This is a genomic window from Streptomyces sp. NBC_00310 (assembly GCF_036208085.1).
Lineage (GTDB): Bacteria > Actinomycetota > Actinomycetes > Streptomycetales > Streptomycetaceae > Streptomyces.
In genome coordinates this window covers 347127-359853 of sequence record NZ_CP130714.1, presented here as the reverse complement: position 1 = coordinate 359853, position 12727 = coordinate 347127, and the positions used below count along the sequence as shown (strand labels likewise).

The window sequence follows — 12727 nt, the reverse complement described above, 5'->3', positions numbered from 1 at the left end:
GGGACGTCGCCGACGAACTCCGCGTGCCCGGACGGCCTTTCCCAAGGCCTCGGCATGGTGTAGGTCGGCCCCGAGGCCCAAAAGGAGGCGGCCCGCCGCGTGTCAGGGAGCAGCGGGCCGCCGTCTGTGAGCCCGGTTTCCAGGACCGGGTGCGAAGGGAGCCGATGGCGACGGGCTCCGGTTGCGGGTGGCTTCAGGGACCGATGACCGGACGCAGGGACAGGAGGTGGCTGCCGGATGCGAGCCCGTCGACGGCCTCCGCGCAGCGCCAGCCCTCGGGCGGGCTGAAGCGTCCCGTGGTGCCGGGCGGCAGTACCGCCTTCACCGTGAGGGTGTCGCCGCTGATCGACCAGGCGACGGACGCGGTGCCGTACGGGGTGGTGATCGAGGCCTCGGCGGAGGTGAGCGTGGAGCCGGGGCGTGGGGCGATGTCGAGGGTGCGGTAGCCGGGCGCGGTGGGCCGTAGACCGGCCACGGATCGGTAGAGCCAGGCGGCGACCGCGCCGTAGGCGTAGTGGTTGAACGACAGCATCGTGCCCGCGTTCTCGACATCGATGGTGCCGTCGGGGCGGATCGCGTCCCACCGCTCCCACATGGTGGTGGCACCCCGGGCCACCTGGTAGAGCCAGCCCGGGCACTCGGGGTTGAGCAGCAGCTCGTACGCCTCGGCCGTGTGGCCGGTGCCGCTGAGGGCGGGCAGTACGAACGGGGTGCCCAGGAAGCCGGTGGCGATACGGCCGCCGTTGGCGCGCACCAGACCGGCGAGGGCCTTGCCCACGTCGGCCCGCTCGGTGTCGGGCGCGATGCCGAAGGACAGGGCCAGCGCGCAGCCCGTCTGGGTGGTGCGGGCGTGGTCGCCCCACTTGCGCCAGGCGGCCTCGGCGGTACGCCCGTGCAGGGCCTCGTACCGCACGGCGTCGTCGAGACGGCCCAGCTCACGGGCCGTGTCGGCGAGCAGGCGGGCGCTGTGCGCGACGAAGGCGGTGGCGACGTAGGCGGAGTCCGTGGTGGCGCGCGCCGGGTCCTCCGGAGGCGCGGCGGGGTCGAGCCAGTCCCCGAGTTGGGCGTTGCCGCTCCAGGTTCCGTCCTCGTCCAGGTGGTCGACGGTGAACTCGACCCACGCGCGCATGGCCGCGTAGTGGCGGTTCAGCATGTCCCGTCGGCCGTAGGCCTCGTAGAGGGCGGTCGGTACGACCGTGGCGGCGTCGCCCCAGCCCGCGGCGGCACCGGCGAACGGCAGCTCGGCCGGCGGCAGTTCCCCGAGCGGTACATCGGGGATCACCATCGGGACCGCGCCGTCCGGCCGTTGCTCGATGCGGAGGTCGGTGAGCCAGCTGTCGAGGAAGGAGCCGCTGTCGAACGTGGCGCACGCCGTCGGGGCGAAGGCCATGATGTCCCCGGTCCAGCCGAGCCGTTCGTCCCGCTGCGGGCAGTCGGTCGGCACGGCGAGGAAGTTGCCGCGCTGGGAGCGTACGACGTTCGCGTACAGGGTGTTCACGCGCTCGTCGGAGCAGCGGAACTCGCCGATGCGGCGCAGGTCGCTGGCGACGACCTCGACCTCGATCGCCTCGACGGTCACGTCCGGTGAGGTGCCGATCTCGGCGTACCGGAAGCCGTGGAAGGTGAACTCCGGCGTCAGTTCGGCCGTGCCGCCGGCCAGGGTGTACTGGTCGGTGGCACGGGCGCCGCGCAGGATGCTCGTCAGCAGCCGGCCGTCGCCGTCGAGGACCTCGGCATGCCGGACGGTGACGGTGCTTCCCTTCGGGCCGTCGACGCGGAGTCTCAGCCAGCCGGTGATGTTCTCGCCCGCGTCGACGGCGATCGAGCCGTCGGGCAGGGTCCGCCGCTCCGGCCGGATGACCTGGACGACCCGCACGGGCGGGTGGGCCCGCTGCGTCAGCCCGGTGGGCAGGGGGAGTGTGGCGGCGGGTTCCCAGTCGGTGTCGACGAAGCCCGGCAGCCGCCAGCCTTCGGGCTCGTGGCGGAGGTCGCGTTCGCAGCCGTCGTACAGGTCCGCCGCCAGCAGATCGCCGTAACCGCCCTTCCAGTGGCCGTCGGTGGTGACCGTGACCCTGGTCCCGTCGGCCAGGTTGACTTCGAGCTGGGCGAGCAGCGCCGTCGTGTCCCCGTAGACGTCGCGGTTCTTGTGCCAGGTGAGATGACCGCGGTACCAGCCGTCGCCGACCGCCGCGGAGAGGGCGTTCGCGCCGGTGCGGAGCAGGCCGGTGACGTCGTAGGTGGCGTAGAGCAGCCGGTTGGGGTAGCTGGTCCAGCCCGGTTCCAGCAGGTCCTCGGAGACGGCACGGCCGTTGACCGTGGTGCGGTGCACGCCGAGCGAGGTGACGTACAGGCGCGCGGATACCGGCTCCGCCGGGAGGTGGAACTCCCGGCGGAGCAACGGCACGGGGCCGGGGGAGGAACGGCCCCGGTCACTGGGCAGATGGACGGGGCGGGCCGCCCAGTCCACGTCGTCGAGCAGCGCGGCCTCCACCCGGGCGGCGTCGCTCCATTCCGTCCACCCGAGGTCGGTGCGGACACGGACACGCCAGTACCGGGTCTCGCGGCTGTTCAGCGGTTGCGCCGGCCACGGGTGGTCGGTCACCGTGTCGGACTCGACGTTTCCGCTGGAGGTGGTGTCGCTGAAGGACGCGTCGGCCGACACCTCGATCTCGTAGGCGTGTTGGAGGATGCCCGGCCGTTCGCCGGTCAGTGACCACGACAGGCGCGGCATGGGGTACGGGGTGGCGACGAGACCGGAGTCGTCCGCGGTCCGCAGGCCGGTGACCGAGGTCGTGGTGTCCGTCGCGTGGCGTGGCACAGGGCTCGACGTCTTCATCGCTGGAGGTGCCTCCGGAGGAATCGCAGCGTGGAGTGATGCAGCGTGGTCCGGTGGGGGACGGTCCCCCAGGCGTGGTCCGCGCCTTCGACGATCTCGAGTTCCGCGTTCCCGTCGTAGTGCTCCAGGTAGCGGCGTACGTACTCCAGGGGTGCGATGTCGTCCTTGTCGCCGTGCAGGATGTGGACCGGCCCGGTGTACGCGCCGGACCTCCCGTAGACGTCGAGGCCGGCTATGTCCTCCACGAGAGCGGGGCTCATCCGGTGGCCGTCGGCGTCGACATAGCCCTTCTCCTCGATCTCCGGGGCGAGTCTGCGGCCCTTGAGATAGCCCCTGCCGATCTCGAACGGGGCGACCGCCGCCGGGGACCACAGGCACAGCGCGCCGATCCCGGTCTCCTCGGCGGCCGTGATCCCGGCGACCACGCCTCCCATGCTCATGCCGACCAGGCCGATGCGGTCGGGGTCGACGAAGTCGAGGGTCCGGACCGTCCGCAGGATTGCGCGGGTCTCGGCGATCTCGCCGGTGATGGTCACGTCGAAGAAGTCGCCGTCGCTCTCGCCGTGGCCCGAGAGGTCGAACCGGACCGAGGCGATGCCGTTGGCGGCCAACAGCCGGGACATGGCGACGAAGTTCGGCAGTTCGATCCGGTTGGAGGTGAAGCCGTGGACGAACACCACGGTCGGATGGCGGGTGTCCGCCGGTCCTTCGGGGATGTGCAGTGTGGAGCGCAGCGTCAGACCGTGGTGACGGAAGTCGTGATGGCGGATCAAGGAACAGCCTTTTCGGTCGTCTCGGGTGTGGGAGCGCCACTCAGGTCGGCAGGCGCCTGGGGCGGGGAAGCGTCGGCAGGCTCCTCGGCCTGCGGGGTTTTGGGCAGGCGGGGCACCCAGGCGAGGCCGATGACCGCCGAGATCACCGTGACGCCGAGGAGCAGGCCGAAGAACAGCTCGGTGTGGCCCAGGGCGAAGGCGGGCGTGGCCAGTGCGGCCAGGCCGGCCAGGGCCCGGGTGAAGGCCATGGTCACGCCGGTCGCGGTCGCCCGCAGCAGGGTGGGGAAGAGTTCCTGGGACCAGATCTTGTAGACGGACTCGCCGGCGAAGGAGTTGCCGAGGCCGGAGACGAGCATGACGGCGACCAGGGTGAACTTCCCGGGTCCGAGCAGTGCCGGCAGTGCCCAGGCGACGACGATCAGGGCGGTGCCCGCGGCGAACCAGGCGTGCCTGGCGGGGCGGTCGACCACGCGCATGAACACCAGGCCGGCGACGAAGCCCACCGGAAGTCCGAGGAGGGTCAGCTGCGAGTACTGCGCGACCTCCCCCTCGGCCAGGGCGGTCCACAGGAAGGTGCCGAACTGACCGAGGGTGTTCGCGCCGAGGTTCCAGGTGGCGTAGTAGAGGCCCGTCGCGAGCAGGGCGTAGACCGTCGGTGCCCGGAAGAGATCCCGGACGCGGCTGAACTCGATGGTCCCGGAGGCGGCGTTCGGGTGCGCGTCGGCGGCCCGGCGGGCGGCGGCCCACTCGGCCGACTCGCTGAGGGTGAGGCGCAGGAGCAGCACGACGACGGCCACGGCCAGCAGGTGGGCGAAGAGGATGCGGCCGCCGAGCAGGCCCTGTGCTCCCATGAAGGAGCTGAGCAGCAGCACGGCCACGATGCCGGCCAGCCAGAGCATGCTGGAGAACACCACCATGGTGGCCTTCTTGCCCGGCGGTGCCTCCTCGTTGACGAGCGCGAGGGACACGGGGAGGTCCGCGCCAATGGCCACGCCGGTGGCCACGACACCGGCGTACAGCAGCGCGGGGCTCGCCGCCACGAGGAGCAGCAGGATGCCGGCCGCGTACAGGACGAGTGAGAAGGTGAAGATCGTCCGACGGCCGAACCGGTCGCCCAGCCGACCGCCGAAGAGCGCACCGACGGCGAACGACAGGGTCTGCAGTCCCAGCAGGGAGCCGATGCTCTCGGGGCTGAGCTGGAGCGGCGCGGCGTAGTAGCCGCCGATGGCGATGCCCGACGTCACCAGGGCGGCGGCGTCCAGGTAGGAGGCCATGCCGGCGAGTGTCGCGGTCTTCCAGGGGTTGCTCGTGGTGCTTGTCAGGCCAGACATGGGTCCTCTTCGTTGAGTACCGGAGGGGGACGGGACGGTGGGGACCTGAAGCGTGGCGCGTGGGGGGAGTTGCCGAGTGCGGCTACCGAGCGTTACTTAAACGCGCCACTTAAACGTGTAGGTTGACTGAGCGGGTAAGCTAGCCCGCAATCGCGGGGTTTGGCAAGGGGTCTGTCGGAGGGGGATGCATGGTCGGGACGTCCAGAGGCAGACGGGTGACCAGCGGGGACGTCGCGCGGGAGGCCGGAGTCTCACGGGCGACGGTCAGCTACGTCCTCAACGACACCCCGCACCAGAAGATCGCCGAGGCGACGCGCACCCGGGTGTGGGAGGCCGCCGCCCGGCTCGGCTACGCACCCTCGGCCGCGGCGCGCGCGCTGCGGACGGGGCGTTCGGACATCGTGCTCGGCGTGCTGCCGGACTGGCCGATCCAGCATGTGCTCGGGCGCCTCATCCAGCAGCTGACCAACGCCTTCGCCGAACACGAGCTCACCTTCCTCGTGCACTCCTCGGGCCGGCCCGCCCGGCCCCTGCGGGAGATCTGGCGGGCCCTGACACCCGCCGCGGTCCTCGCCCTGAACGAGTTCCCCGCGACCGACGCCGAGGCCATGCGAACGGCCGGCATCGAGGTCGTCATGACGCTGCACGGCTCGGCGTCGGGGGACCTCCGGTCCCCTCTGGTGTCCGAGGAACCGATCGGCGCGCTGCAGGCCCGCCATCTCGTCGGCTCGCACCGCCGACTCGGCTACGCCTACCCGGACCTGCCCCGACTCGACGTCCTGGCCCAGCCGCGGCTGGACGGTGTCCGCAAGGTCTGCGCCGAACGCGGTCTTCCCGAGCCCGTCGTCCGGGCCGTCCCGCTGGAACTGGGCGGTGCCACGGAGGCGGTGAAGGCCTGGCTCGCGGCCGATCCGCCGGTGACGGGCATCTGCGCGTTCAACGACGACATCGCCATGGCGGTGCTGGTGGCCCTGCAGTCCCTCGGGCTGCGCGCCCCGCAGGACCTGGCCGTCATCGGTGTCGACGACATTCCGAGCTCGGCCCTGCTGCGCCCCGCGCTGACCACGGTCGTCCGCGACACCGAAACCCTCGCGCGTGGTCTGGCCCGGCGAGTCGTCGACGCCCTCGACCGGAAGGAGGTGTCGGCCGACCCCGTCGAGGACCCGCTCAGGGTGGAGGTGCGGGACTCGGCCTGAGGTGGCGCCCGCCGGATGTCGGGGCCCGCGTCTGTGAGATGCCACGGCCGGCCGCTGCGGGATCCGTCGATCGTCGCGCTCCGTGAGGGGGCTGGACGGTGAACGGGGCGTCCGGTTACGGTTCCGCTCGTCTTCCGTGGCGCGAGGCGTCCGGGACCCTCGAACGAACGACGAGGTCGCAACCCGATGTTCGGCCTGTTCGGCCTGCTCGGCGGGAGACATACGATCCCGCACGGCTTGGAGGGAACGAGCGCCCGCGCCCGGCCCGTACGACCCGCCGTCCGGGGTCTCGGCCCCGCCCGCCTCGACGGAAACCGCTCTTCCTCGCGGGCACCTCCGCGCTCGGCGAGCGGGCACCCTCACCGCACTGCTCCGCCCCGGCACGACGGCTTTCCCGACGGGCCGCAATGACGTCGACGATCCCCCAGGAGGTCCAGATGACCACGCCCCCTCCGCCGTTCGATCCGGAGCTGGCCGCCGCTCTCGTGGAACTCGGCGATGCGGCGCCGACCACGGCGACCCCGGAGAGCATTCCCATGGCGCGTGAGCAGGTCGGCGCCCTGGTCGCGCTCATGACGAACGAGGAGCTGAGCTGTGGCGGGCTCTTCGACGTACAGGAGCGGGCGGTGCCCGGTCCGCCGGGAGCACCGGACGTCTCGCTGCTCATCTGCCGGCCCACCTCCGTGCCGGGCCCCCGCCCGATCGTCTACTTCACGCATCCAGGGGGCATGGTCGTGGGCACCAACCGGCTGGGCCTGCCCCTGGACTGGGCCGAGGAACTGGGCCTGGTCGTGGTGTCGGTGGAGTACCGGCTCGCCCCCGAGCACCCGCACCCCGCGCCGGTCGAGGACTGCTACGCGGGACTGCTCTGGACGGCGGCACACGCCGAGGAGATCGGCGGCGACCCGGATCGCGTCATCCTGGCGGGAGGCAGCGCGGGCGGCGGACTCGCCGCGGCCCTGGCCCTGCTCGCACGCGACCGCCAGGGCCCTCGTCCCATCGGCCAGCTGCTGATGTGCCCGATGCTCGACGACCGCAACGACACCGTGTCCGCCCATCAGATGGCCGGGCTCGGTGTATGGGACCGCACCGCCAACGAGACCGGCTGGAACGCGCTGCTGGGCGAGGCGCGCGGCACCGCCGACGTCTCGCCGTACGCCGCCCCGGCCCGCGCCGCAGACCTCTCCGACCTCCCCCCGGCCTTCATCGACGTCGGCTCCGCGGAGACCTTCCGGGACGAGGACGTCACCTACGCCTCCAGGATCTGGCAGGCCGGGGGAAGCGCCGAACTGCACGTGTGGCCGGGCGGTTTCCACGGTTTCGACGGCCTCGTGCCCCAGGCCGCACTCTCGGTCGACGCCCGTGCGGCCCGTCTGGGATGGCTGCGACGGCTGCTGGGGGAGTGACGGCTGCTGCTGGGGGAGCGACGGTGGGGTGACGCTGTCCGCCCGCACCCCGTGGGGCCGCATCCTTCCGGCAGGGACTTCCGGAGTGAGACCCGGGGAGCCTTCGCCGAGGTCGGAGAGAGCCGATCGCGGCGGCGATCACGCGGGTCAGGTGAGTGGCTGGGACGCGGAGAGGTGTTGCTCGGTGGCCCAGGAGGTGAGGTTGCGGAGCCGTTCGTGGGTGGGGGACCCGGGGGCGGCGGTCCAGACGGTGAGGTGCTGGTCGGGGTCGGTGTTGGCGGTGAGGGTGTCCCAGTCCAGGACGAGCTCGCCGACGACCGGATGGTTGAGGGTCTTCGTGCCCACGGTGCGGGCGGCGACGTGGTGATCGCCCCACCACCGGGCGAACTGCTTGTCCCGCAGGGACAGTTCACCGATCAGCTCGATCAGGGCGGGGTCCTCGGGATACTTCGCCGCTTCCATCCGCAGCTGGGCGACGGAGATGCGGGCCGAGGTCTCCCAGTCGGCGTACAGGGTGCGCATGGCCGGATCGGTGAACTGGATCCGGGGGTAGTTGCGGTGCTTCTCCGGGATGCGGGAGAAGTCGGTGACCAGGGCGGCGGCCGGCGCGTTCCAGGCGAGGATGTCCCCGCGTCTGCCCTGCACGATCGCGGGGGTGGCGCTGAGGTCGTCCAGGACCCGCTGCAGCTGCGGCTGGACCTTCTGCCTGCCGCGCCGCCGGGTGCGGGTGGTGGTCCTGCCCGCGAGCTGGAAGAGGTAGCCCCGCTCGTCGTCGTCCAGGTGCAGGACCCGGGCGAGGACGTCCAGCACGGGCGCGGATGCCTGCATACGGCCCTGTTCGAGGCGGGTGTAGTAGTCGGTGCTGATGCTGGCCAGCTGGGCGACCTCCTCGCGGCGCAGCCCGTCCACCCGGCGGGGCTTGCCGGTTTCGGGCAGTCCGACCGTGCGCGGGCTCAGCTCCGAGCGGCGCTTCTTGAGGAACTCTCCCAGCTCGTTGAGGGGGGTATTGCTGGTCATGCCGCCCAGCATGACAGCGATCACGGGGGAAGAAGGAGGGGGAATATACTCCCAGGCTGTCCGTCGGCACCTGGTCGCGACCCGACGACAGCCCACAGAGCGTACGCAGCATGCATGCATGCATGCCTGGCCGGGATCGGGGGGCCACGGCCCGTGGCCCCCCGATCCCGGAGACGCTGAACGTGCGCACGAGACCTGACCGGGTTCGGTCAGTCGCTCATCGCCTCGCGCACGAGTGCGGTGTCGACGAACTGTTCGAAGCGGACGATGAGGCCGCCGCGTACGACGAAGTGGTGGGCGACGCGGACGTCGACGGGCTTGCCGGTGGCTTTGTTGGTGGCGGTGTAGCGGGCGAGGACGACGACGTTCTCTCCGTCGACGACGTAGGTGTCGTCGTGGGCGGTCCAGCCGTCCCAGTCCTGGCCGAGTTTCTCCATCACGTGGGCGGTGACACCGTCGGGGGTGCGGTAGGTGCCGGCGAGGGGGAAGCCGGCCATCTCCGTCCATTCCACGTCGGGGGCGAGGGTGGCGCGCAGGGCTGCCAGGTCGCCGGCGGCCGAGGCGAGGTACTGACGCCGTACGACGTCGGCGGGGGCGGTGGAGGTGGTGGTGGTGGTGAACTCGCCCATGTTCAGCCCCACTTCATCTCGCCCTTGGCGACCTTCGCGCCGATCTGGGCGGCGATGAGCATGCCGTTGTCGGGGTAGCGCTTGACGAGGGCTTCGGTGAGGGAGGCGCCGTCGGCGGCGTTGTCGAGTTCCTCTTCGAAGGCGAGGAGGTAGGCGCGGGTGGCGGCGATCGCGGAGGCGTCGGCCGGGGTGCCGGGCAGGCGGTGGCCGGGGACGACGAGCTGCGGGTCGAGGGCGGTCATCTCGTCGAGCAGGTCGGTCCAGGCGGCGCGGTCGCCGGGGGTGGGGGTGTCGGCGACCCAGACGTGTTCCTGCTGGAAGAGCAGGACGCCGCCGAGGAGGGCGCGGTGCTCGGGCTGCCAGAGGTAGTGGCGGTCGGGCAGGCCGGCGGGGCCGCCCCTGAGTTCGAAGCGGTGGCCTTCGAGGGTGAGGTCGCCGGTCAGCGGGGTGAGGTCGACCAGGCGGGTGGGGAGGTTGGGGCCGAGTGCGGCCCAGGCCTTGAGTTTGCCTTCGTAGGTGTGCTGGATGTGGTCGATGACGATGGGGGTGGCGACGAAGACGGCGTCGGGGAAGGCGTCGGCGATCACTTCGGCGCCGAAGTAGAAGTCGGGGTCGGCGTGGCTGATGAAGACGGTCGTCAGCTGCTTGCCGGAGTCGAGGATCTCGGCGGCCAGCCGGTGGCCGTCGGCGCGGGTGAAGGCGGCGTCGACCAGCAGGGCTTCGGTCTCGCCGGTGACGAGGGTGGCGGTCTTGTTCTTGCTGCCGGCCGGGAAGTCGAGGTCGAGGACCTTGAAATCGAGCGTGCTCATGCGGAACTCCTGGAGGGGGTGGGGATGGGCAGGATCAGGAGGAACGGGTGGCCGTGCGGGACGCCAGTCGTCGGTCGACCTCGTCCGCGGTGGCGCGGCCGTAGGCCACGGGAGCGAGGGACGCGCCGTCGACGGCCAGCAGGGTGGGGAAGCCGGTGACACCCAGCTCGGCCGTGCGGCGGAAGTCGGCCTCGGCGGCAGCCCGAGCCTCGGGTGATGTGAAGGCGGCGACGACGGTGTCCGCGTCCAGTCCGGCGGCCTCGGCGAGGACACGGTACGTGGCCGGGTCGGACAGGCTGAGGCCGTCGACGTAGAAGGCGCGCTGGAGGGAGGCGGCCAGCTCTGCCGCGCGGTCGGGGGCGACCTGGTGCAGGGCGGCGACACCGCGGGCGGCGGCCTCGGAGTCCATGACGAACGAACCGTCGGCGATCAGCCGCTCGTAGCCCTCGCCGAACTCGGCCCCGGTCAGCTCCGCGATCTGCGCGTTCGCACCCTGGACGTAGCCGAACTCGCGGATCGGCACCCGGCGCGCCCCGGTGAACAGACCGCCGGAGACCACCTCCACCGGCAGCCCGGGGTGGCGGGAGACCACCTCGCGCAGCGTGGCGGAGAAACCGTGCGACCAGCCGCAGTAGGCGTCGAAAACGTAGACCAGCTTCATGGTGACCTCGACAGGCGTGTGATGGCCCACCCGGTGCGGGCGATCACCTGACAGAACAGTAGTTGACTCGTCAGTTATTCCACGATGTGTGTGAGGGCGCCATAGGTGTGGCGCCCGTCAGGGCATCGGGGAAACGCGGTGGCTCGTGGATCAGGGCATTCGGGGGAGTGTGTCCCCGAGCCGTATGGCTGGGATACGAAGATCCTCCGCGAACCGCTCCCGGTCTGCCACCGGGAGCGGGTTCAGGAAGCGCCTCTTGATGTTCTCCCTATGGCTCAGGGTGGCGCGAACCGTCGTCTCCTCGCCCGGCGGGGGCGGCCGTACCGGCTTTCCGCGCCGCTCGGCGGGGGACTCCGCCCGGGTCACGAGCCCGGCCGCGTCCATGACCGGGCTTGCCCCGGGTGAGGGAGGCGGCAGCCGCCGCGGGTGCCGTAGTCGGCCTCGGGGCCCGGCGTCAGCACGCAGACGACGAACCGATCAGGGGACGGCGGTGGACATCGGGAGCAGTGTATGCCGCCCGCTCGCGGCCGAGCTGGCCGGTGGCACCGCCCGCCGCTATGCCCGCGGGTGGAGTCCGAGCCGGCCGGGCGTCGGGTCGCCCTTGACCTCGACGAAATGCAGGGTGAAGGTCTGCTTCCAGCGCTCGCCCACGGCGCGGTCGGCCATGAAGCGGGGGAAGCCGTCCATGTTGGCGTGGGGGTACTTCCGGATCGGCTTCAGACCGGCCGGCCCGTACGGCGGGAGGTCGCAGGCGAGGCCGCGGCCCGACTCGCCGCGGCGGCGAGCGCCCCGACACCGAGGCCACCGGCGCCGGCGCCGGTGGCGAGGGCGTGCCGTCTGCTGAATGCCGTCTGCTGAAGCGGGACAAACCATGGTCGCAGGGCGCGCCTCATCGTGGCGCTGTGACCGCGGTATGGGCAACGTTTCCCAAAGATTCAATTCCACCTTCAACCGAACGGTTGAACACCTGCCGGGCCACTCGATGGCGACGGTTCACTCCGCCGGTCGTGCCGTGGACCTGCGCGGCACGAGCGTGGGGGAGAGGGTGACCTTGGCCGACGGGCGGTCATGGTCGGTGATTCGTCGCAGGAGGAGTCGTACGGCGTCGCGGCCCATCTCCTGGCCGGCCTGGTCGACGCTGGTGAGCGAGATCGGGCCGAACGCGGCGAACGTGGTGTTGTCGTATCCGGCCACCGACAGGTCGCCGGGAACGGACAGGCCGGCCTCGGCGACCGCCTCGAGCACGCCCATGGCGACGATGTCCGCACCGGCGAAGACGGCCGTGGGCCGGGCGGAGGCGGGGCGGGCCAGCAGTTCCAGCGCCGCCCGGTGGCCACCCTCCTGGGTGTAGCTGGTGGAGAGCACGTCGATGCACTCCTGCAGCCCGTGCGCCCGCATGGCCTGCCGGTATCCGTCGGCGCGCCGGGCGTTGGGCATCTCCGCCAGGCGTGTCGGGTCGGTCTCGTGATGCTCGATGTGGGCGATCCGGCGATGCCCGAGACCGGCGAGGTGGCGGACGACGAGGGCCGCGCCCTCGATGTCGTCGTCGGTCACGGTGTCGTATACGGCGGAGGAGCCGTGGCGGCCGACGACGACGGTCGGCACCGAGGAGGCGACGTGCTCCAGGTGGGCGCGCGAGGAGACCGGTGCGACCAGGACGAGACCGTCCATGCCGCGGTCGATCATCGCCTCGGTGACGCGGGCCTCCGCCTTCTCCCCGTTGCAGCCCGGCCCCAGGAACACCTGGTACTCGGTCTCCTCCAGCGAGTCGGTGATGCCGTCGAGGATCTCGGGGAAGAACGGGTTGCGGATGTCGGGCAGCATCACGCCGATGGTGTACGTCTGCCCCCGCAGGCCTCTGGCGCCCGCGTGCGGCCGGTAGCCCAGCTCTTCGATCGCGCGGCGCACCTTGGCCTGCATCTCGGGGCTGGCCCCGTAGGCGTTGCGCAGCACCTTCGACACGGAGGTGACGGACACCCGGGCGTGTCGCGCGACGTCGACGATGGTGATCCTGCGACGTGATGCTGTCGGCTCCATCCGGTCCTTGCCTCTCGGGGAATCGTCCGGCC

The 12727-nt window shown here is 71.6% G+C and carries 10 protein-coding genes and 1 pseudogene; 2 read left to right on the top strand and 9 right to left on the bottom strand.

The window, feature by feature from the left end:
• Nucleotides 1-193: 193 nt before the first annotated feature.
• Genes OG202_RS01380 through OG202_RS01370 form a run of 3 tightly spaced genes read right to left on the bottom strand, consistent with a single transcriptional unit; the run spans nt 194 to nt 4940 of the window.
• Nucleotides 194-2836, bottom strand: a complete 2643-nt coding sequence (locus OG202_RS01380; protein ID WP_328222176.1) for a family 78 glycoside hydrolase catalytic domain — start codon at nt 2834-2836, stop codon at nt 194-196.
• Nucleotides 2833-3609, bottom strand: a complete 777-nt coding sequence (locus OG202_RS01375) for an alpha/beta hydrolase (RefSeq protein ID WP_326573410.1) — start codon at nt 3607-3609, stop codon at nt 2833-2835. The genes OG202_RS01380 and OG202_RS01375 overlap by 4 nt, the downstream gene beginning before the upstream one ends.
• Nucleotides 3606-4940: an MFS transporter gene (locus OG202_RS01370; RefSeq protein ID WP_328222175.1), complete on the bottom strand. Its 1335-nt coding sequence runs from the start codon at nt 4938-4940 to the stop codon at nt 3606-3608. Before OG202_RS01370 ends, OG202_RS01375 begins: the two co-directional genes overlap by 4 nt.
• A 188-nt stretch (nt 4941-5128) precedes the next feature.
• Here OG202_RS01370 and OG202_RS01365 point away from each other — a divergent pair, with 188 nt between their 5' ends.
• Together OG202_RS01365 and OG202_RS01360 are read left to right on the top strand one after the other, a co-directional pair.
• Nucleotides 5129-6136 (top strand): LacI family DNA-binding transcriptional regulator, encoded by a 1008-nt coding sequence (locus OG202_RS01365; protein WP_328222174.1) that lies wholly within the window; start codon nt 5129-5131, stop codon nt 6134-6136.
• Between the two features lie 437 nt (nt 6137-6573).
• Nucleotides 6574-7542, top strand: coding sequence for an alpha/beta hydrolase (locus OG202_RS01360; protein ID WP_327731871.1), 969 nt, complete (start codon nt 6574-6576; stop codon nt 7540-7542).
• A gap of 147 nt (nt 7543-7689) precedes the next feature.
• Here OG202_RS01360 and OG202_RS01355 read toward each other — a convergent pair whose 3' ends face one another.
• The 6 genes and pseudogenes from OG202_RS01355 to OG202_RS01330 form a co-directional block, all read right to left on the bottom strand.
• Nucleotides 7690-8571 (bottom strand): helix-turn-helix domain-containing protein, encoded by an 882-nt coding sequence (locus tag OG202_RS01355; RefSeq protein ID WP_328224638.1) that lies wholly within the window; start codon nt 8569-8571, stop codon nt 7690-7692.
• Between the two features lie 197 nt (nt 8572-8768).
• Nucleotides 8769-9188 (bottom strand): nuclear transport factor 2 family protein, encoded by a 420-nt coding sequence (locus OG202_RS01350; RefSeq protein WP_328222173.1) that lies wholly within the window; start codon nt 9186-9188, stop codon nt 8769-8771.
• A 2-nt stretch (nt 9189-9190) separates the two neighbouring features.
• Entirely contained in the window at nt 9191-9997 is an 807-nt protein-coding gene (locus OG202_RS01345; RefSeq protein ID WP_326573402.1) for an MBL fold metallo-hydrolase, read from the bottom strand.
• A gap of 34 nt (nt 9998-10031) precedes the next feature.
• Nucleotides 10032-10658, bottom strand: coding sequence for a DsbA family protein (locus OG202_RS01340; protein ID WP_326573401.1), 627 nt, complete (start codon nt 10656-10658; stop codon nt 10032-10034).
• A gap of 555 nt (nt 10659-11213) precedes the next feature.
• Nucleotides 11214-11387 (bottom strand): annotated as a pseudogene (locus tag OG202_RS01335) (ABC transporter substrate-binding protein); the annotation flags it as partial.
• Between the two features lie 264 nt (nt 11388-11651).
• A complete protein-coding gene (locus tag OG202_RS01330) occupies nt 11652-12695 on the bottom strand; it encodes a LacI family DNA-binding transcriptional regulator (protein WP_326573399.1) in 1044 nt (347 codons plus the stop codon).
• Between the last annotated feature and the right edge of the window lie 32 nt (nt 12696-12727).

What these genes read in the sequence shown, in the direction of transcription:
- OG202_RS01380 (WP_328222176.1), bottom strand. Translation starts at nt 2,836, where the DNA reads ATGAAGACGTCGAGCCCTGTGCCACGCCACGCGACGGACACCACGACC.
- OG202_RS01370 (WP_328222175.1), bottom strand. Translation starts at nt 4,940, where the DNA reads ATGTCTGGCCTGACAAGCACCACGAGCAACCCCTGGAAGACCGCGACA.
- OG202_RS01365 (WP_328222174.1), top strand. Translation starts at nt 5,129, where the DNA reads ATGGTCGGGACGTCCAGAGGCAGACGGGTGACCAGCGGGGACGTCGCG.
- OG202_RS01360 (WP_327731871.1), top strand. Translation starts at nt 6,574, where the DNA reads ATGACCACGCCCCCTCCGCCGTTCGATCCGGAGCTGGCCGCCGCTCTC.
- OG202_RS01355 (WP_328224638.1), bottom strand. Translation starts at nt 8,571, where the DNA reads ATGCTGGGCGGCATGACCAGCAATACCCCCCTCAACGAGCTGGGAGAG.
- OG202_RS01350 (WP_328222173.1), bottom strand. Translation starts at nt 9,188, where the DNA reads ATGGGCGAGTTCACCACCACCACCACCTCCACCGCCCCCGCCGACGTC.
- OG202_RS01345 (WP_326573402.1), bottom strand. Translation starts at nt 9,997, where the DNA reads ATGAGCACGCTCGATTTCAAGGTCCTCGACCTCGACTTCCCGGCCGGC.
- OG202_RS01340 (WP_326573401.1), bottom strand. Translation starts at nt 10,658, where the DNA reads ATGAAGCTGGTCTACGTTTTCGACGCCTACTGCGGCTGGTCGCACGGT.
- OG202_RS01330 (WP_326573399.1), bottom strand. Translation starts at nt 12,695, where the DNA reads ATGGAGCCGACAGCATCACGTCGCAGGATCACCATCGTCGACGTCGCG.